We start from the raw sequence: 21762 nt of genomic DNA, 5'->3' as shown, positions 1-21762 counted from the left end.
GTCAGACCACCGCCCCTCGGCCGGACCCGACCGTCGGCACCGCCCCGTCCGTCGCGTACGGGGCCAGCGCCGCGCGCAGCTCCTCCGGAACCCGGGTGGGCACGGTCGCCGTGTTCGGCCCCCTCATGCACGCGATCCGCTGCGACCCGCGGGCCACCAGGGTCTCCCCCTCCGGGTCCAGCCGGACGTAGTCGAAGGAGAACCCCACCTGCGTCTGGGTCAGCTCCCCCAGCCGCATCCGCACGGACAGCTCGTCGAAGGCGGTGATCTCCGCGAAGAACTCGCAGTCCACCCGGAGCGTGAACAGCTTCAGGTCCCCGCGCACGTCCGCCAGGACACCGGGCGCGCGCTCCTTGAGGAACAGCTCCCGGCAGCGCCCCTGCCACCTCAGGTAGTTGACGTAGTACACGTTGCCCACCAGATTGGTCTCCTCGAAACCGACCGTGTGGCGGATCTCGTAGTAGTCGGACATCAGCTCTCCCCTCCGTCCAGGACGGCGAAGACCACCGGGTCGGGGTCTCCGTTCAGCGTGGTCACCCAAGTCGCGATCCGGACCCCGCCCGCGGCGAGGACCACCCACCCGTGGTCCAGGACCCGCTCCAGCGTCAGCGCGCGCCCGGTGTCGCCCGCCTTGCGCAGGCACTCCAGCGCCCCCCACACGCGGGTCGCCGAGACGTGGACGGACTCGTCGGCCTCCTTGGCCACCAGGTGCCGCACCGATGCCGCGTCCGGGCCGAGCAGCCCGTCCCACTCGGGCTCGGAGCGCTCTCGGACGGTCTCGGCGTCGCAGGCCAGGCGCCCCTGCCCCGCGACCGCCAGGGTGAGGCCGCCACCGTGGGAGGCCGACACCACCGCGCCGGGAACCTCGGGCCGCCCGTCGGGGCGGTGGCGCACCCGCACCGGCTGGTTCAGAGCCCGGCCGAAAGCCAGCTCGGACCGTTCCCGCCGCTCCTGCGGCCCGTCACCGGACACCGGATCGACCACCACGGCCCTGGAGCCGCCGAGCACCCGCTCCAACTCCCGCTCCAGGTGGGAGCCGAGCAGCGCGGGCACCCACGGCCCAGCACCGCCGCTGCGGCGCACAGCGCGCAGCCGCAGGCCCTCCCAGCGTTCGACCGTCCTGCCGGAGGGGTCGCGCACGTCCACGTCGTAGACGTAGGAGTCCCCCTCCTGGAAGCGCTCGCGGGCCTCCAGCAGGACACAGTCGGACTCCTGGTCCTCCGGCCGCGCCAGGACGATCCGGTCCACCCCCTCGGGCAGGAGGGTGCCGTCGGGGACACACGCCTGGAGGACGTGCATGGCGGCGTCGCGCACCCCCGGGTCTGCCAGGAGCCGGTCCTGGGGCAGGAACGAGCCGAACCAGTCGCCCGGCGCGGTCGTGGCGAGTTCCGCGACCACGTGCCGGGCGCTCGCCCTGCGGTAGGAGAGCAGTCGGCGGAACCGCTTGCCCTGGAAGAGCACGTCCCCGTACATCTCCCCGGGGTCGATCGCCACCGCAGGCAGCAGGGGAGCCGCGGCCTGCTCGGAACCCGCCTCATCCACCCGGTCGGGACGGGGCCAGCGCAGGAGCGCACGGAAGTGGTCGGCGTCGTAGCCCGTCTCCTCACTGCGGATGACCACCTCCACCGTCGACGCGTCGCGCACCAGCGCGGCCACCCGAACGGTGGTGTTCCCCCCCGGCCGGACCGCGACGGGACGCAGGAACCGCGCCCCTTCCATGACCGGCGGACCCTCGTGCCCGCTCACGGCGGCGGCGACCTGGGTCATCGCCTCCATACCGATCACGGCCGGGAACAGCATGTCGCCGTCGAGCAGGTGGTCGTCCAAGTAGGGGTCGTCCACCGAGGTCAGGGTGGCCTCGGTGATCAGCTCCACGTCCGGGTAGTGCACCAGCACGCGGTCCACGAAACGGCCCAGGGGCAGCTCGCGCGCCTGGGTGGCCAGCGTCGGCAGACCGCCGGTACGCCCGCTGACGACCAGGACCGGGCCCACCGAGCGGTCGGCGAGGATCCGGTGCAGCAGCGCGATCCCCTCCTCCGCCGCCACGGGGGTGATGCCGTCGCGCATCAGGGCCTCGACCACGCCGAGGCGCTCGCCCATCCCCGCGCCGGACCACACCGACCACTCCAGGGCCAGCACCCGCGTGTGCGGGTGCCGGCGCCCGTACTCGACGGTCATCTCGGTGAGCCAGTCGTTGGCGGTGGAGTAGTGCGCCTCACCGCGCAGCCCGGCCCGGCCGATGATGCTGCCGAAGGTCACGAGCAGCCGCAGGCGATCCGGGTCAAGGGCGTCGAGGACCGCTCCGAGACCGCCCGTCTTGGGTGCGAGGGTGTTCCGGAAGGCCGGCTCGGTGAGGCTGCCCACCGCGGTGGGCTCGTTGCGGCCGGCCCCGTGCAGGACCGCGGTGACGGTGCCCAGCTCCTCCTGGAACCGGCGCACCGCGCCCTGGACCTCCTCCGGCCGGGTCACGTCGGCACGGGCGTACCGGAAGCGCACGCCCGCCGCCGCCATCCGCTCCAGGTTGGCGGCCAGCTCGGCGTCCTCCTGCTCCGAAGCACGCCCCAGGAGGGCGAGTGCGGTCCCGTACTCGGCGGCCAGGGACAGGGCGCACTCCGCGGTGATGCCCTTGCCCCCGCCGGTCACCAGGAGCACGTCCTCCGGGCCGAGCGGGGGAGCCTCCCCCTCACCCTCGGGGAGCACCGCGCGCAGCACCGGCACCGTGCGTCGGCCCCCGGCGTCGTAGTACACCTCCGTGTAGGCGGCGTCCGCCGTCACGGCGGCCTCGGCCGCCACCCGGTGCACCGCCTCCGCGACCGTTTCGTGGGCACCCGGCTCGGGGTCGTGGAGGGTGACCACGGTAGTCGTCACCCCCGGGAGCTCCTGGTGCAGGGTCCTGGCCACGCCGGACGCGCCGCGCCGCCCCTGGACCACGACGAACCGCGTCCGCTCACCGGAGGCCAGCACCGATCGGGCCGCGTCGAGGAACGTGCCGACCAGCCGCTCGCCCCCCTCGGCGGGAAGGCACAGCAGGACGCCGTCCCCAAGCCCCGCCAGCGCCTCGCGCAGCGGCTCGGCCAGCGGGTGGCCGGGCGAGGAGTACACGCTCCACCCCGCGCCTCCGTCCCCGGCCGCCGCGGGCACGGCCGCCTCGGGGACGTCCGCGGCGACGCGGTCGACCTCGAAGGCCCGGACCCAGGAGGCCACACCGGGCGCCTGCCCGGACGCCCCCCTGCCGTCGTCCGTCCCCGCCAGCGCGTCGATCGTCTCGGCCAGCTCGCTCAGGGTCGACGTGGCGTAGCCCGAGGTCGCGCCCATCGGGGGCAGCCCCAGGCGCTGTGTCACCTCGTTGACGACCTGGCCGACCGTGATGGAGCTGAGGTGCAGGTCGTCCAGCGGCCGCATGCCGTCGCCCACCATGGACTCGGGCAGCTCGACCCGCTCGGCCACCAGAGCGCGCAGCAGTCCCAGCGTGTCTGCGCCCTCCGGCGTCGGGGCGCCCGACGCGGCACCGTCCGCGGCCACCGCAGGCACCGCGCCGTCCGTGCGCCCCACCGAGGTGCCCGGCGCGGTCTCGCACGGACTGGTCAAGAACTCGAACTCCTCCGGGAACTCGCGGACCAGCCTCCCGGAGAAGAGCGACCGCACGTCCACGGGCGCGCCCAGGGCGTAGGCCGCGGCCACCACCGCCAGGAAGGGCCGCAGCGACGCGGCGTCGGTATCCACCGACAGGGTCGGGACGTCCGGGACGGCCGCGGCGGCCAGACCCGTCAGGACGCGCCCCGGGCCCGCCTCGATGAGCAGGTCCGCGCCGTCCGCGAGCCGGGTGAGCGCCTCCTGGAAACGCACCGGGCGCACGATCTGCTCCCGCAGCAGCGCGCGCGGATCGGTGTCCGCGCCCAGCTCCGCGCCGGTCACCGTGGAGACCACGCCCGGGGCGAGGGGGGTGAACCCGGTCTCGGCGAGCCTTGCGTCGAGCACCTCCGCGGCGGGTGCCACGAACGGCGAATGGAAGGCGTGCGAGACGTTCACCCGGGTGGCGGTGGCCCCCTCGGCGCGCGCCCGCTCACAGACCCGGTCCACCGCCTCTGCGAGCCCCGAGACCACCGTCTGCTCGGGGCCGTTGTAGCCCGCGACGACCACGTCGGGCTCATCGGCGACCAGCGCCCGCGCCCGCTCCGGCGCCACCGACAGTCCGGCCATCGCGCCGTCGCCGCGGCCCGCCCGGGCCATGGCCCGGCCGCGCGCGGCCGCCAGGTCGAGCACCTCGGCGGAGCCGAGGCCGCCCGCCCAGTGCAGGGAGGTCAGCTCGCCCAGACTGTGGCCGGTCGCCCCGTCGGCCCTGACACCGAGATCGCCCAGGACGGCGAGCGCCGCCAGGGAGCCGGCGACGATCCGTGGCTGGGCCACCTCGGTGGCCACCTGGTCCCCGCCCTCGGGCAGCCCCGCCGAGGACAGGACCTCCTCGGCGCGCGCGAAGCGGCGCCGGAACGCACCCGTGCGGCCGCTGCCCGACCCCTGGCCGGGGAAGAGGTAGCGGATGGCGGGCGGCGCGGTGCGGTGGGCGAGGAACATCCCCAGAGCCGGGGCGACGACCTCGTTCTCCCCCGCGTCGATCCGCTCGACGAGGGCCCGCACCGACCGTGCCGCCTCCTCGGGCGAGGAGGCCACGACCGCGGCACGGGCCGAGCCCTCACCGGGATCGGCCGCGAGCGCGCCCGCCAGGTCGGTGAGCTCGGCGTAGGACAGCTTGTCCAGGACCTGCGCGGTCTCCGCCAACCGTCCGCGCAGGGCCGGCAGGTCCGCGGCGGCCACGGTCAGCAGTTCAGCGTCCTGGCGTCCGGACACCAGTTCGCGGACCCGGGCGGTCACACCGGACCCCTGGCTCCCGGGCGCCGCCTCGACGGTGACATGGGTGTTGACCCCGCCGAACCCCATCGCCGACACCCCGGCGCGCACCGGTCGGCCCTCGGGCCAGGCCAGCGCCCGGTCGGGTACGCGCAGCGGCGCCGACTCCTTTTCCAACAGGGGGTGGGGGTCGTGGTGGCCGGTGGCGGGCGGGATGACCCGGTGGTGCACGGCCAGGACCGCCTTGATGAGCCCGGCGACCCCGGCCGCGGCCTTGGTGTGGCCGAAGTTGGCCTTGATCGTGCCGAGCGCGGCGGGCGGCGCGGAGGGGTCGGCGTCGGAGCGTCCGCCGCCGAGCGCGGCCAGTTCGGTGGCGTCGCCCAGAGCCGTACCGGTGCCGTGCCCCTCGAAGTAGCCGACCGTCTCGATCCCGTACCCCGCCCGGTCGTAGGCGCGCTCCAGGGCGCGGCGGTGCCCGCTCTCCTCGGGCCGGGTGATCCCGCCGCTGCCGTCGGAGGAGACCGCCCAGCCCGTGATGACCGCGTAGACGCGCTTGCCCTGGGCCAGCGCGTCCTCCTCACGCATGAGCACCAGCGCGCCGGAGCCCTCCCCGGGCCAGAAGCCGTTGGAGTCCTTGTCGTAGACCTTCATCTCCCCCGTGGCGAGGGCACCGGTCTTGGCGAAGCCGATCACCTCGAAGGGGTCGATGGACAGGTCGACCCCGCCCGCGAGCGCCGCGTCCAGGTCCCCCGAGGCCAGGGCGTTGGCCGCGGTGGAGACCGACAGCAGGGACGACGAACAGGCACCGTCCACGGTGTACCCGCCGCCGCCCAGATCGAAGTGGTTGCAGACCCGGCCGGCGATGGTGTTGGACAGCCCCCCGGCGAGCGTGTCCTCGTCGATACGGGGGAAGGGCGCCTTGTAGGACGGCTCCAGGTCGGCCAGGAAGGCGTCCGCGTCCTCCTCCGACCACCCGTGGTCGAGCAGCGCCGAGGCGACCGTGCGGCGCACGTAGGGCCAGCGCAGGCGCATGGTGTTCGCCCGGGAGAACTCACCCGTCAAACTGTTGCCGATGACGACGCCGGTGGCCGCGCGGGGCAGGCCCGCCCCTTCCGGGAACCCCGCGTCCTCCAGGGCACGGGACATCGTTTCGAGGGCGAGCCAGTGCGTCATGTCCGTGGACCGGAAGGAACTCCCCGACACCCGGTAACGGACCCGGTCGAAGGAGAATCCACGCAGCACCGCCGCCTTTTTGGAGTAGAAGCGGTCCTCCGCGGACGGATCCTCCGACCAGTAGTCATCCAGGTTCATCCGCTCGTCCGGCAGCCGCCTGAAAGCCCGACGGCCTGCGAGAACGTTGTCCCACAACTCCACTGGTGAATTGGCGTCGGGATAGCAGAGCCCGATGCCGACGACTGCTATTCTGCTCTTTTTCATACCGCGCCCAAACGTGATTTAACAGATATCCCGAAATCCGGGAGCACCATCAATCATGCGACGAATCACGGAGCCCGTCTTCTCCGTTTGTGCGAAGCGGGGGAAAAGCTATTCCATAACACCGTGATCATTGATATGGACGCGGAAGCGCCGGTGCCCCTCAGCGGCCGCGCAGGGCCGAACCGGCGCGGGGCCGCCCACGGCGTGCGTAGGGTGGGGTGTTGACTTACTCCCTCTCGTGAACGAGGGGGATTCCGGCAGCCGCCTACCGGCGGCTGGGGGCCAGGGCCCCGTCGCGGGTCGCCCCGCGGCCTTCCTGCTTCACCGCCGGCCGCCCCGTCCGGGAGGACTCCCGTTGAGGTCTCACACCGGCTCCACAGGCCACGGCCGCCAGCCCGGCGGCCTCCAGATTGCGCGCCGCGTTCACGTCCCGGTCGTGCACGGCGCCGCAGCGCGCACACGTCCACTCACGCACGTTCAACGCCATCTTCCCGTTCACATACCCGCAGTCCGCCGCCGAGCACAGCCGGGTGGAGGGGAGGAACCGGTCCACCACGACCAGCTCCCGCCCCCGCCAGTCGCACTTGTACTCCAGCATGGACCGCAGCTCCCGCCACTCCGCGTCCGAGATCGCGCGGGCGAGTTTCCCGTTCTTGACCATGGTGCGCACGGTCAGGTCCTCGATCACGACCACTTGGTTCTCGCGGACGAGACGAGTGGTGAGCTTGTGGAGGAAGTCCCTCCGCCGGTCGCTGATCCGCGCATGGACACGGGCGGCCTTCTTACGGGCCCTGTCCCGATTGGCCGACCCCTCGGCCTTGCGGGCCAGCTCCCGCTGCGCCTTGGCCAGGCGGGCGCGGTCGGCCCGCTCGTGGCGGGGGTTGGTCACCTTCTCCCCCGTGGACAGGGTGACCAGGCAGGTGATCCCGGCGTCGACACCGACCACCTCGCGGGGCGCGGGGTCGGCATGGACGGTGTCCTCGCACAGCGGGGACACGAACCAGCGGCCCGCGCCGTCACGCGAAACGGTGACCGTGGACGGCCGCGCGCCCTCGGGCAGGGGGCGCGACCAGACGGTGTCGAGCGGGTCGGCCCTCTTGGCCGGGGTGAGGCGGCCATGGCGGTAGCGGAACGCGCTGGGGGTGTACTCCGCGCTGGCGCGGGACTTCTTGCGCGACGTGAACCGGGGGGAGCGGGCGCGCCCGGCGAAGAAGCCGGCGAACGCGCCCTGGAGGTGGCGCAGTGTCTGCTGGAGCGGGACGCTGGACACCTCGGTGAGGAAGGAGAGTTCGCCGGTCCTCTTCCAGGCGGTGAGCACGGCCGGGGTGGCGTTGCAGTTCACCCGTTCCCGGCGCTGGTACCAGGCCCGGGTGCGGGCGGCGAGGGCCTTGTCGCAGACGAGGCGGACGCACCCGAACGTGCGCGACAGCTCCGCTGCCTGCGCTGGGGTGGGGTGGAAGCGGTACGTGAACGCCCGTTTCACGGTCTTCCCCGCCACAGCTCACATTCCACTGGTTCGTTGGTAAGCACATGACAGGAAGGAGAGGGCGTTTCCTCCCCGGCCTGAAGGCCGGGGTCTCCACGCCCAACAACCCCATGATCAAGATGATCGCGGTCGTCGGCCCGACCGCTGTGGGCAAGTCGGACCTCGCCGTCGAGATGGCCCTCCGCCTGGAGGAGCGCACCGGGACGCGCGCCGAGGTGGTCAACGCCGATTCCATGCAGCTCTACCGCGGTATGGATATCGGCACCGCCAAACTCGGCCGCGAGGAGCGGCGCGGCGTCCCCCACCACCTCCTGGACGTGTGGGAGGTGAGTGAGACCGCCGATGTCGCCCGCTACCAGGCGATGGCCCGCGGCCAGGTGGAGGAGTGCGCCGCCCGCGGCGTCCTCCCCGTCCTGGTGGGCGGCTCCGGACTGTACGTGCGCGCCGTCCTGGACCACCTGGAGTTCCCCGGCACCGACCCGGCGGTACGCGCCCGGCTGGAGGCGGAACTGGCCGCGACCGGGCCCGGACCGCTCCACGCCCGCCTCGCCGGGCTCGACCCCGCCGCGGCCCGCACCATCCTGCCCGGCAACGGACGGCGCATCGTGCGCGCCCTGGAGGTCATCGAACTCACCGACGGCCCCTTCACCGCACGGCTGCCCGACCACACCCCCTTCTACCCGTGCGCACAGGTCGGGCTGACCGCCCCCCGACCGGACCTGGACGAGCGGATCGGCCTACGGGTGGACCGCATGTGGGAGCGGGGCCTGGTCGACGAGGTGCGCGGCCTGACCGACCACGGGCTGCGCGAGGGCCGGACCGCCTCCCGCGCGCTCGGCTACGCACAGGCGCTGCGCCAGATTGACGGGGAACTGACCGAGCGGGAGGCCCGCGAGGACACCGCGCGCGCCACCCGGCGGTTCGCCCGCCGCCAGGAGTCCTGGTTCCACCGCGACCCCCGGGTGCACTGGCTGCCCTACGATGCCCCCGACCTCACCGAGCGCGCGCTCGCCCACGTCCAGGCGGCCATGACCGCCCCCCGGCCGGACGCCGACGCCACCCTGGTGGACATCGCCACCCTGCACCCCACCGGCCGCTACGCGGACACCGACACCTCCGGATGAGGCCGGGGCCGCGCCCGGCGGCCCCGGACCGGGTCAGGCGTCGCAGCAGCCGCCCACCGGTTCCGCGGGCGCGGGGGGCGCCCCCACCCCCGGCATGCCCAGCAGTACGTCCGGACCGCTCCCCTGGGCCGGCGCACCGTTGCGCGCCGCCCAGGCGTCCCCGGCGCGGGTGCGGCGCAGATCCCGTACCCCGGAGTCGGCCACCAGGTGGTGCGGGGCGGCGTAGGTGACCTCCACGGTCACCGTGTCACCGGGGCGCGGCTCCTCGCCCCCGCCCACGGAGAAGTGCACCAGCCGGTTGTCGGGGGCGCGGCCGGACAGGCGGCGGTGCTCGCCGTCCTTGCGCCCGTCGCCCTCGGTGACCAGCAGTTCGACCTCGCGGCCGACCAGCTTCCGGTTCTCCTCCCACGAGATGCCGTCCTGGAGCTCCACCAGGCGCTGGTAGCGCTCCTTGACCACCTCCGGCGGCACCTGTCCGTCCATCGTCGCCGCAGGGGTCCCCGGACGCTTGGAGTACTGGAAGGTGAACGCCATCGCGAACCGCGCCCGGCGGACCACGTGCAGCGTCTGGGCGAAGTCCTCCTCGGTCTCGCCGGGGAAGCCCACGATGATGTCGGTGGTGATGGCGGCGTGCGGCATCGCCGCGCGCACCTTCTCCACGATGTTCAGGAAGCGCTCCTGGCGGTAGGAGCGGCGCATGTCCTTGAGCACCTTGCTGGACCCCGACTGCAACGGCATGTGCAGTTGCGGCATGACGTTGGGGGTCTCGGCCATCGCCTCGATGACGTCGTCGGTGAAGTCGCGCGGGTGCGGGGAGGTGAAGCGGACCCGCTCCAGGCCCTCGACCTCGCCACAGGCGCGCAGCAGCTTGGAGAACGCCTGCCGGTCGCCGAAGCCGCTGCCGTAGGCGTTGACGTTCTGCCCCAGCAGGGTCACCTCGCTGACCCCCTCCGCCACCAGGGCGCGGATCTCGGCCAGGACGTCGCCGGGGCGGCGGTCCTGCTCCTTGCCGCGCAGTGCCGGAACGATGCAGAACGTGCACGTGTTGTTGCAGCCCACCGAGATCGACACCCACGCCGCGTACGCCGACTCGCGGCGGCTGGGCAGTGTGGAGGGGAAGTGCTCCAGCGACTCCGCGATCTCCACCTGGGCCTCCCGCTGGACGCGGGCGCGCTCCAGCAGGGCGGGCAGGGAACCGATGTTGTGGGTGCCGAACACCACGTCCACCCAGGGCGCGCGGCGCACGATCTCACCGCGGTCCTTCTGCGCCAGGCAGCCGCCCACGGCGATCTGCATCCCCGGATGGGCGTCCTTGACCGGACGCAGGTGCCCGAGGTTGCCGTAGAGGCGGTTGTCGGCGTTCTCACGGACCGCACAGGTGTTGAAGACGACGATGTCTGCGGTGGTGTCCTCGGCTGCGCGCGCGTACCCAGCGTCCTCCAGCAGACCGGAGAGGCGCTCGGAGTCGTGGACGTTCATCTGGCAGCCGTAGGTCCGCACTTGATAGGTACGACTCTGGCTCACCGCTCCAGGCTACCGCCGCGCGGAGAGGGGTCCGTGCCGTCCGGCACGGACCCCGGGATGCGGACCCTATTCGCCCACGGCGGCGGGGACCTCCTCGGCCGGAGCGCCCTCGCTCCGGCGCCCGCCGCGGCCGGACCGCGCCTTCTCGTAGCCGATGACCGCCGCGATCAGCACCAGGCCGACCACGTTGGTCTCCCAGCTCGCCGAGACCAGGAGCAGACCGCCCACGACCAGGCCCAGCCGCTTGTACCAGGACAGTCTCCGGTCCAGATACCCCACCAGGCCCAGCGCCACCATGGCCGCGCCCAGGACACCGGACACCGCGGCCACCGCCCCGCCGACCCAGCCCACGCCCTGCAGCAGAAGCTCCGGCGAGAACGCGAACATGAACGGCATGACGAACGCCGCCACCGCGATCCGCATCGAGTAGAACCCGGTACGGATCGGATCGCCCCCGGAGATCCCCGACGCCGCGTAGGCCGCCAGACACACCGGCGGGGTGATGTCGGCCAGGACACCGAAGTAGTACACGAACAGGTGCGCCGTCAGCAGCATCGCCAGTGTGCGCGTCTCCAGGTCCCCCTGGAGGACCGCGATGATCGCCGGGGCCGCCAGGGTCGCGGTGATCACGTAGTTCGCGGTCGTGGGCAGCCCGATCCCCAGGATCAGGCAGGCCAGCATCGACATGAACAGGATGAGGAACAGGTCGACGCGCATCGAGGCGACCGCCTCCGCTCCGAAGCCCGCGCCCGCACCGGTCCACGCCAGCACCGGCGAGGCCGCCACCGCCGTCAGCAGCGACGCCAGGGCCGAACTGATCGACTCGGCGATGCCCAGCAGCCCGTCACTGAGCTTGAGCCCCAGGTCGGTGGTGGTGATGACCCCGGCGATGATGCCCGCCGCCGCGCACGCCACGATGATCGGGATGGCCAGCCGGGACGCGCCCACCAGGCCGTCCAGGAACGAGTGCAGGTTGAGCTGGTCCTCACCGCTCGCCTTCCAGCGTCCGAAGAGCAGCATCACCGCGATGGCCAGTACCGTCAGCGCCGCGGTCGCCACCAGGGCCACCATGCCGCGGTTCAGCTCCGTGGCCTCGCCGATGAGACCGGCCAGGAACACCACGCCCACCGCCGCGGCCGCGGCCACCGCGATCGGCAGCGACAGACGGACCGCCGTCCCGGCCATGTCGCCGAGCGAACGCCGCCGCAGCCTCCCGTCCACCCGCTCCCAGGGGGCCGCGACGAGCTGGGTGACCAGGTTCACCGCCACCGTCGCCACCACGGCGCCCATCGCCGAGAACATCGGCGAGAAGCCCATCGACAGCAGCGCGAAGATCGCCACCACCGGCGCGATCAGGTAGCCGCGCGTGAGCAGGAGCCGCCGCAGGTTCGGCAGCATCTCCTTGGGCAGCCCGCCGATCCCCATCCGCTTGGCGTCGTAGTGCACCACCACGTACTGGGAGACGAAGAACATCACTGCGGGGATCGCCGCCGCCGTCAGGATCTGCTGGTAGCTCGCCCCGGTGAACTCGATCATGATGAACGCGCCCGCACCCATGATCGGCGGCATGATCTGCCCGCCCGTGGACGAGGCCGCCTCGACCGCGCCCGCGTACTCCGGCTTGTACCCCGACTTCTTCATCATCGGGATGGTGAACGCGCCGTTGGAGACGGTGTTGGCCACAGAACTCCCGGTGATCGTGCCGGAGAAGGCGCTCGTGACGATACCGACCTTGGCCGTACCGCCCACCGAGGAACCCGTCGCGCCCAGCGCCAGATCGGTGAAGAACCGCTCCATACCCGTGCGCTGGAGCATCGACGCGAAGATCATGAACAGGAAGATGAACGTGGCCGAGATGCCCAGCGGCGTCCCGAACACCCCCTCCGTGCTCACGTACAGGTTGGTGACGATCTGGTCGACACTGGAGCCGCGGTGGCGCAGGAACCCCGGCATCGCCTGCCCGAAGTAGGCGAAGGCCACCAAAGCACTGGCCAGCACCACCAGAGCGGCGCCCAGCACCCGCGAGGCCGCCACCAGGATCAGCAGGATGCCGACCGTGCCCACCATCACGTAGGTCGGGTTGAGGATGCCGACCGTACGCGTGATCTGCTCGTAGTTGACGAACATGTACAGGCCCGCGAACAGGCCCAGCCCGGCCAGCACCGCGTCGAACAGCGGCATCCCCCACACCGTGAAGGGCACGTACCGCGCCCCCTGCACCAGCACCAGGATCGCCACCGCCGGACCCAGCACGTTCCAGTCGGCGACGCCGGCCAGCCACATGTAGAGGACCGCCCCCAAGCCGGCGGCGGTCAGGCCCCACCGGCTCACCAGGGGCCACAGCCACCCGGGCAGCACCGACGGGAAGCGCAGCAGCACCACGGCCGCCGCGATCGCCGCCACCACCAGTACCAGGCCCAGGATCGGCAGCCAGAAGAACCCGCCGCCCGCGTCGCTGGTGACCAGGTCCACCGAGACCAGCGCCGTCCCGGCCAGCAGCACCGCACCCGCCCCGGTCTGGGCCCGCGAGGCCGCCGCCGAGGCGCGCGTCCGCCAGAGGTAGAACGCCGTACCCGCGAGCAGCACCGCCGCCAGACCGCCGAACACCGCCTGCGGCAGGTACAGGTACAGGCTCGCGTTCTCCCCGGAGAGCACCCCGACGAAGACATAGGCCACCAGCAGGGCGCTGAAGGCCATCACGGCGCCGTAGAAGGGCCCGTGCGGCCCCTCCTTGCGCTCCTTGGCAGGGTAGAGCAGGAACACCAGCCCCAACCCCAGCGCCAGGTGGAAGGAGCGCTGCTGCAACGGCGGCAGGGTCTGCGTGAACGCCGTCCACAGGTGGAACACGGCCAGGGCCAGGGCTACGGCGAACACCCCCCAGCGCCACACCGCGCGCAGGTCCCCGCGGACCTGCTCGACCCCGGTGTCGTCGGTGAAGTCGTGTTTCTCCAGAGCCTCGATGTCGTGCTCGATACTCTCCAGTGCCCGCTCGTCGAGCCCGCCGCCCGCGGTTCCCCCGCCGGCGGTGGTGGCGGCACCGGACTCGCCGGCGCCCTTGGGATCGGTCGTCATCACCCTCATCCTCATCGTCGGTGGGGGATCGCCCCCACGTCTCCCGCCGGGTTCACCCACCCGGATGGGTCTGCACGTACAGTTCGACCCCCGCCCCCGGACCCACCAGGTCCAGAAGCCGGACGGTCCGTCCCTCGAAGGTGAGCCGGTGGTCGACGTCGGCGGTCCCCACGACCATCCGCACCGACCCCAGCGGCCGGCCGTGGTGGTCGACCCGGTAGCCCGAACCGTCGCGGGCGAACGTGCTCGTCGCACCGTCGACCGTCTCCGGCCCCGAGGGGAGGTTGGCACCGTGCGCGTCGGCCCGCAGCTCCTCGATCGCCAGCCCCGCCGCAGGGGAGACGGAGTAGACCTCCGTGACCGGGCGGCGGTGCACCGAGTGCGTGTGGTCGAGCCCGACCAGGTCGCCGACCCGGACCGGAACGCTGAGGACCGGCCGGTCCTCGCCGACCACCCGGACACAGAACCAGGCGCTCGCCGTGTCCGTGGAACCGGTGAGGAGCAGCGCGCACCCCAGCAGCACCGCGACAAACACAGGACCGCCCGGCGTCCACCGGGCGGCCCTGCGCGACAAGGTCATCGTCAGAGGATCCCCTGCTCCTCGTAGTAGCGCTGAGCGCCCGGGTGCAGCTCGACGTCGCCCAGACCGTCGATCGCCGTCTCCAGCAGGACCTGGCTGCCGACGTCGTGGCCGATGTCACCGGCGTTCTCGTACATCACGCGGACCAGCTCGTAGGCCGTGTCCTCGTCCAGCGCCGACGTGGTGTACAGCGTCGCCCACTGGGTGAGCGTGTTCACCGGGTCGTCCTGGCCGTTGTAGGTGCCGCCCGCGATCTCCAGGATGCTGTAGCTCGGGTCTTCGGCCATCAGACCGGACTCGATCTCCTCGGTGTCCAGCGGCAGGAGCCGGACGTCGTTGCTGGCCGAGACCTCGACGATGCCCGCGGCGGGAACCGACAGGATGCCGAACGCGGCGTCGACCTGGCCGTCGCCGAGCGCGGTGGCCGCGTCGCCGAAGGTGCTGTCGAAGGCGTTGATGTCCTCGTCCGGGTCCAGGCCGTAGGACTCCAGGATCGCCCGGGCCGCCACCTCGGTACCGCTGCCGGGCGGGCCGATCTCGACGTTCATGCCCTCCAGGTCGGCGATCGACTCGATGTCGGAGTCGGCGCTGACGACGACCTGCATGACCTCCGGGTAGATGTTGCCCAGGGCCCGGATGTCACCGGGGTTGGCGAGCGGCTCGTCGGCGAAGGGGCCCTCACCGGCCAGGGCCTGGTTGGCCACGCCGTTGATCGCCATCACCAGCTCGCTCTGGTCGATCGACTCGCCCTCGTTCTCGACCGCGCCCTCCAGGACGCGCATGTTCTGCACGGAGGCGCCGGTGGCGAAGGTGTCGACCTGAATGCCCTCGATATTGTCGCCCCACAGCTGGGCGATCTCACCACCGAGCGGGTAGTAGGTACCCCCGGTGGAGCCCGTCGCGAGCTGGAGGAAGGTGGTCTCCTCCTCCCCTCCGCCGCTGCCGGGGCCCTCGGTGTCCTCGGGTGCCGCGCAAGCGGACAGACCGACCACACCGGCCAAGGCGATCGCCGCCGAGGCACGCACGGTCCTGCGTCCCACGCTCATCCTGGCTTCCTCTCTAGCAAGTCTGCGGTGGCGGGACCGCCTCCCACGGCTTGTGGCCGCGTTGAGACCCGGTCCCGTTGTCACCATGTGACGTCCGCGAAAGCATAGAACGCCCTCCCGTTCACCTCGAAGTCACAGCAGTCACAAATGAAGAACAATGGGCGGAAGCCGGACGGGGTCGGAATCACATGCGTACACCACCGCCTCAAGCCTCCCCGGAAGCACCGGATGACCACTAAGGTCGGTATGTCAACTCTTCACCCACGACCCTTACCTGAGAGGGACATGTCTGACCTGTCGATCCCTCACGGCACCTGGCCCTCACCCATCAGCGCCGACGACGTCGCCCGCGGGGTACGCCGGATGGCCTTCCCCTCCGTCGTCGGCGACGAGATCTGGTGGGAGGAGGAGCGCCCCGAGGAGGGCGGACGCGCCACCGTCATGCGCCGCGCCCCCGACGGCACCGTGGCCGAACTGCTCCGCGCTCCCTGGGGGGTCGGCACCCGGGTCCACGAATACGGAGGCCGGTCCTACCTCCCCGTCCCCAGACGCGACGACAAGGCGCTCACCCACATGGGCATCGCCTTCGCCAACGCCGAGGACCAGCGGCTCTACCTGCTGGAGCACGACGCGACCGTCCCCGTCCCCCTCACCCCCCAGCCCGAGGCCCCCGGAGCCCTGCGCTACGCCGACCCCGCCCTGAGCGCCGACGGCAAACACCTGTTCTGCGTCCGCGAGGAGCACACCGGCGACAAGGTCCACCGGTCGATCGTCGCCGTACCGCTCTCTGGCCGCGCCTCCCACGACCCCTCCGCCGTACGCGTCCTCGTCTCCGGCGCCGACTTCTACGCCTCCCCCGTCCCCTCCCCCGACGGCAACCGCCTCGCCTACGTGCGCTGGAACCACCCCCTCATGCCCTGGGACGGCACCGAACTCCGGCTCGCCACCCTCGGCGAGGAGGGCATCACCCGCGAGTTCCGGCTCAAGGGAAGCTCCGACGAGTCCGTCCTCTCCCCCACCTGGGCCGACGCGGACACCCTCTACCTGGCCTCCGACTGGCCCGGCTACTGGAACCTCTACCAAGCGGGCATCCACGGCCAGGCCATCGCCCTCTACCCCGCCGAAGAGGAGTTCCACGCCCCGCCCGGCCGCCTGGGACACCGCTCCTTCACCGTCCTGGACTCCGGCCGCGTGGTCGCCCTGCACGGCACCGGCGACCTCACCCCGAGCGTCTACGACCCCGACACACTGGAACTGGCCCCCGTCGCCACCGACCTCACCTCCTGGTCCCAGATCGACGGCGACGGACGGACCGTCGTGGCACTCGCCGCCTCCGCCACCCGGCCCCAGTGCCTGGTCCGCCTCACCCCCGACTCCGGACGGGTCGAGGTCCTGCGCGAATCACTGGAGAGCGTGCCCGAGGCCGCCTACCTGCCCGTCCCCGAACACGTCACCCTCCCCGGCCGCTACGGCTCCCGCGTGCACGCCAACGTGTACCGGCCCACCCACCCCGAGGCCGCCGCCGAGGGCCCCGCCCCCTACGTCGTGTGGGCCCACGGCGGCCCGGTCTCCCACGCCACCCACGAACTCGACCTCGCCAAGGCCTACTTCACCAGCCGCGGCATCGGCGTCGTCGACGTCAACTACGGCGGTTCCACCGGCTACGGGCGCTCCTACCGCGCGCGGGTCCGCAAGGAGTGGGGCGTGGTGGACGTGGAGGACACCGCGGCCGTCGCCCGCGCCCTGGTCGAGCAGGGCATCGCCGACCCCCGGCGGCTGGCCGTCCGCGGCCCCAGCGCCGGCGGGTTCACCGCCCTGCTCTCGCTCACCGGCGACACGTTCGCCTGCGGGGTGTCCTACTTCGGCGTCGCCGACCTGCTCTCCCTGGCCGAGACCACCCACGACTTCGAGTCGCGCTTCCTGGACTCGCTCGTGGGCACCCTGCCCGGGTTCTCCGAACGCTACAAGGAGCGCTCCCCGATCAACCGGACCGCGGAGATCGACGTCCCCGTCCTCCTGCTCCAGGGCACCGACGACCCCGTGGTCACCCCCGACCAGGCCCACGCCATGGCCACCGCCCTGGGCGAGCGCGCAGTCCCGCACGCGCTGCTGGAGTTCGAGGGCGAAGGGCACGGCTTCCGCTCCGCGGAGTCGCGCGTGCGGGCGCTGGAGGCGGAACTGGCCCTCTACGCCCACGTGTTCGGCTTCGACACGGACGTGGCACCGCTCACCCTGTCCACCGAGCCTCCCCCGCCGCGCCCCGGACCCGACACGGCACCGGAGCCGGAGAACACCGGCGAAGACAGCGAAGCGAACCCGCCCGGAGAGGCGGAGACCGAGGAGAACGGCACCGCCGAAGGGGCGACGGCCCGGCCCTGAGCGGACGGTCCTCCGGCCGGCCCGGCGGAGACGGTCACGGGTCGGGGGCGTCGAGGTCCACCTCGGCGCCCTCGGCCTCCAGCCCCTCCCGCACCACCCGGTAGGACAGACCGGCCGGGTAGCCCTTGCGGGCCAGCACGCCCAGCGCGCGCCGGATCCGCGTCTCCTGCGCCTTGGCCCGGCTCCCGGCCAGGCTCTTGCGGGCCAGCGCGCGGGCGGCGTCCGCCTCGTCCTCGTCCGACAGGTGCGACACCGCCTCCCGGACCGTGTCCTCCTCCACCCCGCGCGTGCGCAACTCACGCGCCAGAGCCCGCCGGGACAGCCCCCGCGCGTGGTGGCGCGAGTCCACCCAGGCCCGGGAGAACGCCTCGTCGTCGATCAGCCCGGCCCCGGTGAACGCGCCCAGGACCGCCCACACGACCTCCTCCTCGAACCCCCGCCGCAGCAGCGCCCGCTCCAACTGGGACCGGGTGCGCGGCGTGTGCGCGAGCATCCGCAGGCACAGCGCCCGCGCCTTGGCCTCGGGGTCCTCCCCGGGCGGCTGTGCCCCGCCCGGGGAGACATCGTCGCCGACCGCCTCCGCGGACCGGCGCCGCTCACGCATCCGTCGCGGGCGCCTTGGCGGACTTGGCGGCCGAGGCGCGCTTGGCGGTGGTCTTGGCGGCGGGCTCCTTGGCCTTGGCCTCGGCCGCGGGCTTCTCCGACTCCGCACCGGAGGCGGAGCCGTCCTTCCCGGTGGGAACGCCGAGCTTCTCCTTGATCTTCCTCTCGACCTCGTTGGCCACGTCGACGTTCTCCAGCATGAACCGGCGGGCGTTCTCCTTGCCCTGGCCCAACTGGGTGCCCTCGTAGGTGTACCAGGCACCGGACTTGCGCACGATCCCGTGCTCTACGCCCAGGTCGATCAGACTTCCCTCACGAGAAACGCCCAAACCGTACAGAATATCGAATTCCGCTTGCTTGAAAGGGGGAGCTATCTTATTCTTTACGACCTTTACCCGAGTTCGGTTTCCGACCGCGTCGGTTCCGTCCTTGAGCGTTTCGATTCGCCGCACGTCCAGCCTAACAGAAGCGTAGAACTTCAGCGCCTTTCCACCGGTAGTGGTCTCAGGGCTGTTGTGCACCATGACGCCGTCGACGAAATAGTTGTGATTCCCCTCGACCTCGATGTCGAACTTGTGCATGCCGCGCGTCTGGGGTTTGACGTGGATGTCCAGGATCGGCGAGGCCACCAGGCGCTCCACCGGCGCGGAGAACTCCGGGGCCACCTCGCACTGTCCCTGGAACCGCGGAAGGAGCTTGTAGCCCATGGACTCGTGCACGTAGGGGGCGACGATCTTCTGGAACTGAGCACTGGCCGCCGTGGTGAACTGGATGAAGGGGATCCGTCGGCTTCCGTGCAGAACGAGCTTGCAGTCCAGTTCGTAGGTGTCGCGCAGGTGCTCGGTGAGCCGCTCCCGAGTTCCGGGGCTCATGGCCTCGACGCAGATCTCGATCCGCCCACTGCCACCCTCGGTCCTGGTCTGGGCACCCTTGGAGCGAAGGGTGAAGCACCCATCGTCCATGTACCAGACTGCCAGGGCCAGCGGGGTGAGCCGCTTGAGGTACTCCCAGCTCAGGTGCTTCTTGCCGTCACCGAAGTAGACCGCTTCGCGGAGTTCGGCCAGTTCCGGCAGGGGCGTGAAGTCGGCGAACACCGCGCCCTTGCCATTGGTGGTGCGTGAGCAGCCGATGTTGCCCAGGAGCGAGACCTTCCATTCCAGGTAGGCCGCCTGATCCGCACCGTGCCCCATCCGGAAACGGGTGCCATCGCGCCCCCTGGTGTTCGGGGAGAGGGTGCCGTCACCCATCACCGAGCCGAGGACGACCTGACGCTGCTGCTCGCTCAGGTAGTGATCCTGCGAGGTGAGCACCCGGTCCCCGGGAAGCAGTTCGCCGGCCTCCCGCCAGCCTCCAGGGGTGCGGATGAGGTGGTTCGGGGTCGCCGCGAACTGCGAGCGCCCGTTCTTGCCCGAACGTGCGACGGTGAACTGGAGGAAATGGTCGGCCACACCGTTGTCGAACCAGTTGACGACCTTCCGAGGAATGACCTCGTCCCGTTCCGGGTCGTAGGAGAGGACTTCGACGTCCATTTTCTGGTTGACGATCTTCCCGATCTTTTCCCGCGTTCCATCGGCAAGAGTTACGCGAGTATCATAATGCATACATCCGAACATCACGCCGACTTTTTCGCGCAACTGGTTGATGAAGACCGCGGTGGTGCCGGTCTGGTGCAGGGCACCGGCGATCTTGCGCAGCGCCTGGGACATCAGGCGAGCTTGGAGGCCGACGTGGCTGTCGCCCATCTCGCCCTCGATCTCGGCGCGGGGCACCAGGGCGGCCACGGAGTCGATGACGATGATGGAGATCGCGCCGGAGCGGATCAGCATGTCGACGATCTCCAACGCCTGCTCACCGGTGTCCGGCTGCGACAGCAGGAGGTTGTCGGTGTCCACGCCGATCTTCTTGGCGTAGGCCGGGTCGAGGGCGTGCTCGGCGTCGACGAAGGCGGCGATGCCCCCGGCCTTCTGCGCGTTGGCCACCGCGTGCAGGGCGACTGTGGTGTTGTGCGAGAGGACCCCGTTGGCGAGGAAGCTGTGCGACTCGGGGAGCATGATGTCGAAGGTCGGCTGCTCTCCGCCGTCCTCGATCGCGGTGACCGCCTCGTAGGTGCGGGCCGCGGCGGCCAGCCCCTCCAGGTGGACGAGGATGGCCTCGGCGGAGGCGGGCAGGTGCCGCTGGCGGCTCCTGGCCCATTCGATGAGGGCGGCGAGCCGGTCACGGCCGCACGACAGGTCGGCCCCGCCGCGAAAGAGGTCTCCGGCCACCCGGTCGAAGTCGCGGTCCCCGCCGACGGCGTCGCGCAGGTCGGCGATCAGCCCGGACAGGTGCGGGATGTTCTCGAACCGGGCGCTGTGGGCGGAGAGGCGGAAGTTCTTCCGCGCCTGGGCGGCGCGGCGCCGGGAGCGGAATCCGATCTCGTTGAGGAAGCGGTGGGCCCCCGAGGGGTTGACCGCGACGGTCCAGTAGTGGCGCTCGTAGGCGGTGTTGAACTCGCGGTGGAGCGAGGCGGGGATGCCCAGGCCGTAGAGGAGGGCCTGGACGTCGCGAGCCAGGTGTTCGGAGGCACTGGCCAGGCCGATGGTGGAGCTGTCGTCGATCCAGCCGTCGCCCTCGTAGAGGGCGGAGAGGAAGGCGCGCTGGATCTTGCCGCCGCCGGTGCGCACCGCGTGGGGGATCCGCTTGCCCGCGGAGCCGACGTGGTCGAGGCCGTAGCGCTCGGCGATCTCCTGGCGCAGCCGGACGCCCGGCAGGACGTACTCGCGGCAGTTGCTGCCCTGGTACACCTTGACCTCGGTGTCGAAGAGCCAGCGGGCGATGGAGGTGAACTCCTGTCCGACCTCGTCGTCGCCGTTGGTGAAGCGGATGGAGGTGGTGGAGCCGAGTGTGCCCTCCGCGACGAGGTAGCCGAGGAAGACCGCCTCGTCCTCGCTCAGGCCGCCGCCTTCGGCGGCCTCGTCGGCACCGAAGCGGGCGGAGACGAGCGTGTCGCCCTCCTGGAGCCGTCCGGCCTTGCGCCAGACGACGAAGCCGCGCTCGTTGAGGACCCGCAGGGGGTGGTTGTGGGTGACGGTGACGCGTCGGCCGGACTCGGTGGTGATCCGCAGGACGGGCTTGCGGTTGTTGTGGGTGAGGGCGGCGACGGTCTCCAGTTCGCCGCGCTCGTTGACCACGCGGATGCCTTGGTCGCGCACGTCCGTGACGCGGCTGGTGCAGGTGGCGCGCTGTCCGGCGCGCTCGAAGAGTTCGGCGATGGTCTCCATGCCCCGGTCCGTCCACACGTAGGTGTCGGCCGTCAGGCACTTACCACTCGATTCGGGACCGTACACCTCCACGATCCGCCCCTTGGGGATACCCCCGATGCCGAGGGCGACGTCGAGGGCGATCGCGCCGGTGGGGATCGCCTCGATCGGCGGGCGGTCGTCGTCGCCCAGGCGCATGACGGAGCCCTTGCCGAACTGGCGCTCGATCTGTGCGAGGGCTGTTTCGAGAGCCTTGTCTCGGTCTCCAGATGCCACGGGGTACCCCTGCTGTTGGGTGGATGCCTTCTTCTTCATGATGGGCACGACGCTACGCGGGCGCTAGGACAAACGCGATGCACGGCGCAGCGCCTGTGGACAACCCACACTACCCGAAACTGTGTTCGATTTTGGGCCGAATCTTCGAACG

11 protein-coding genes are annotated in these 21762 nt (G+C 71.6%); 2 read left to right on the top strand and 9 right to left on the bottom strand.

The genetic code is table 11. The annotated features are described in order from the left end of the window. Nucleotide 1 precedes the first annotated feature (1 nt). The 3 genes from B042_RS0104045 to B042_RS0104035 form a co-directional block, all read right to left on the bottom strand. Nucleotides 2-472, bottom strand: a complete 471-nt coding sequence (locus B042_RS0104045) for a thioesterase family protein (RefSeq protein ID WP_028647172.1) — start codon at nt 470-472, stop codon at nt 2-4. Next, nucleotides 472-6282, bottom strand: a complete 5811-nt coding sequence (locus tag B042_RS0104040) for a type I polyketide synthase (protein ID WP_028647171.1) — start codon at nt 6280-6282, stop codon at nt 472-474. The genes B042_RS0104045 and B042_RS0104040 overlap by 1 nt, the downstream gene beginning before the upstream one ends. A gap of 265 nt (nt 6283-6547) precedes the next feature. Then, the gene (locus tag B042_RS0104035; RefSeq protein WP_028647170.1) at nt 6548-7765 is read right to left on the bottom strand and encodes an RNA-guided endonuclease TnpB family protein; all 1218 of its coding nucleotides are present in this window, start codon (nt 7763-7765) and stop codon (nt 6548-6550) included. Between the two features lie 113 nt (nt 7766-7878). Here B042_RS0104035 and miaA point away from each other — a divergent pair, with 113 nt between their 5' ends. After that, complete coding sequence (gene miaA / locus B042_RS0104030; RefSeq protein WP_028647169.1) at nt 7879-8892, top strand: tRNA (adenosine(37)-N6)-dimethylallyltransferase MiaA; 1014 nt, start codon at nt 7879-7881, stop codon at nt 8890-8892. 33 nt (nt 8893-8925) lie between these two features. Here the strand turns inward: miaA and miaB are convergent, their stop codons facing one another. The 4 genes from miaB to B042_RS0104010 all read right to left on the bottom strand — a co-directional run bounded on the left by miaB (nt 8926) and on the right by B042_RS0104010 (nt 15114). Then, the gene (gene miaB / locus B042_RS0104025; RefSeq protein ID WP_028647168.1) at nt 8926-10392 is read right to left on the bottom strand and encodes a tRNA (N6-isopentenyl adenosine(37)-C2)-methylthiotransferase MiaB; all 1467 of its coding nucleotides are present in this window, start codon (nt 10390-10392) and stop codon (nt 8926-8928) included. Nucleotides 10393-10482: 90 nt separating this feature from the next. Next, nucleotides 10483-13488: a TRAP transporter fused permease subunit gene (locus tag B042_RS21880; RefSeq protein WP_051415455.1), complete on the bottom strand. Its 3006-nt coding sequence runs from the start codon at nt 13486-13488 to the stop codon at nt 10483-10485. 52 nt (nt 13489-13540) lie between these two features. Then, a complete protein-coding gene (locus tag B042_RS21875; protein WP_081748589.1) occupies nt 13541-14068 on the bottom strand; it encodes a DUF1850 domain-containing protein in 528 nt (175 codons plus the stop codon). A 2-nt stretch (nt 14069-14070) separates the two neighbouring features. Continuing rightward, nucleotides 14071-15114, bottom strand: coding sequence for a TAXI family TRAP transporter solute-binding subunit (locus tag B042_RS0104010; RefSeq protein ID WP_028647166.1), 1044 nt, complete (start codon nt 15112-15114; stop codon nt 14071-14073). A gap of 285 nt (nt 15115-15399) precedes the next feature. On the opposite strand from B042_RS0104010, the gene B042_RS0104005 reads away from it, so the two are divergent. Next, nucleotides 15400-17493, top strand: a complete 2094-nt coding sequence (locus tag B042_RS0104005) for a prolyl oligopeptidase family serine peptidase (RefSeq protein WP_051415454.1) — start codon at nt 15400-15402, stop codon at nt 17491-17493. A gap of 34 nt (nt 17494-17527) precedes the next feature. On the opposite strand, the gene B042_RS0104000 is transcribed toward B042_RS0104005, so the two are convergent. Then, entirely contained in the window at nt 17528-18097 is a 570-nt protein-coding gene (locus B042_RS0104000; protein ID WP_028647164.1) for a regulatory protein RecX, read from the bottom strand. Continuing rightward, nucleotides 18090-21650 carry an intein-containing recombinase RecA gene (gene recA / locus B042_RS0103995; protein WP_036553862.1) on the bottom strand — a complete coding sequence of 1187 codons (3561 nt, stop codon included), beginning with the start codon at nt 21648-21650 and terminating at the stop codon, nt 18090-18092. Before recA ends, B042_RS0104000 begins: the two co-directional genes overlap by 8 nt. Nucleotides 21651-21762: the final 112 nt, after the last annotated feature.

The organism is Nocardiopsis sp. CNT312, from assembly GCF_000515115.1.
Classification (GTDB): Bacteria; Actinomycetota; Actinomycetes; order Streptosporangiales; family Streptosporangiaceae; genus Nocardiopsis.
This window is presented reverse-complemented; position numbering and strand designations above follow the sequence as displayed.

Coding starts and splice junctions, on each gene's coding strand:
- B042_RS0104045 (WP_028647172.1), bottom strand. CDS start 472: ATGTCCGACTACTACGAGATCCGCCACACGGTCGGTTTCGAGGAGACC.
- B042_RS0104040 (WP_028647171.1), bottom strand. CDS start 6,282: ATGAAAAAGAGCAGAATAGCAGTCGTCGGCATCGGGCTCTGCTATCCC.
- miaA (WP_028647169.1), top strand. CDS start 7,879: ATGATCAAGATGATCGCGGTCGTCGGCCCGACCGCTGTGGGCAAGTCG.
- B042_RS21880 (WP_051415455.1), bottom strand. CDS start 13,488: ATGACGACCGATCCCAAGGGCGCCGGCGAGTCCGGTGCCGCCACCACC.
- B042_RS21875 (WP_081748589.1), bottom strand. CDS start 14,068: ATGACCTTGTCGCGCAGGGCCGCCCGGTGGACGCCGGGCGGTCCTGTG.
- B042_RS0104010 (WP_028647166.1), bottom strand. CDS start 15,114: ATGAGCGTGGGACGCAGGACCGTGCGTGCCTCGGCGGCGATCGCCTTG.
- B042_RS0104005 (WP_051415454.1), top strand. CDS start 15,400: ATGTCTGACCTGTCGATCCCTCACGGCACCTGGCCCTCACCCATCAGC.
- B042_RS0104000 (WP_028647164.1), bottom strand. CDS start 18,097: ATGCGTGAGCGGCGCCGGTCCGCGGAGGCGGTCGGCGACGATGTCTCC.
- recA (WP_036553862.1), bottom strand. CDS start 21,650: ATGAAGAAGAAGGCATCCACCCAACAGCAGGGGTACCCCGTGGCATCT.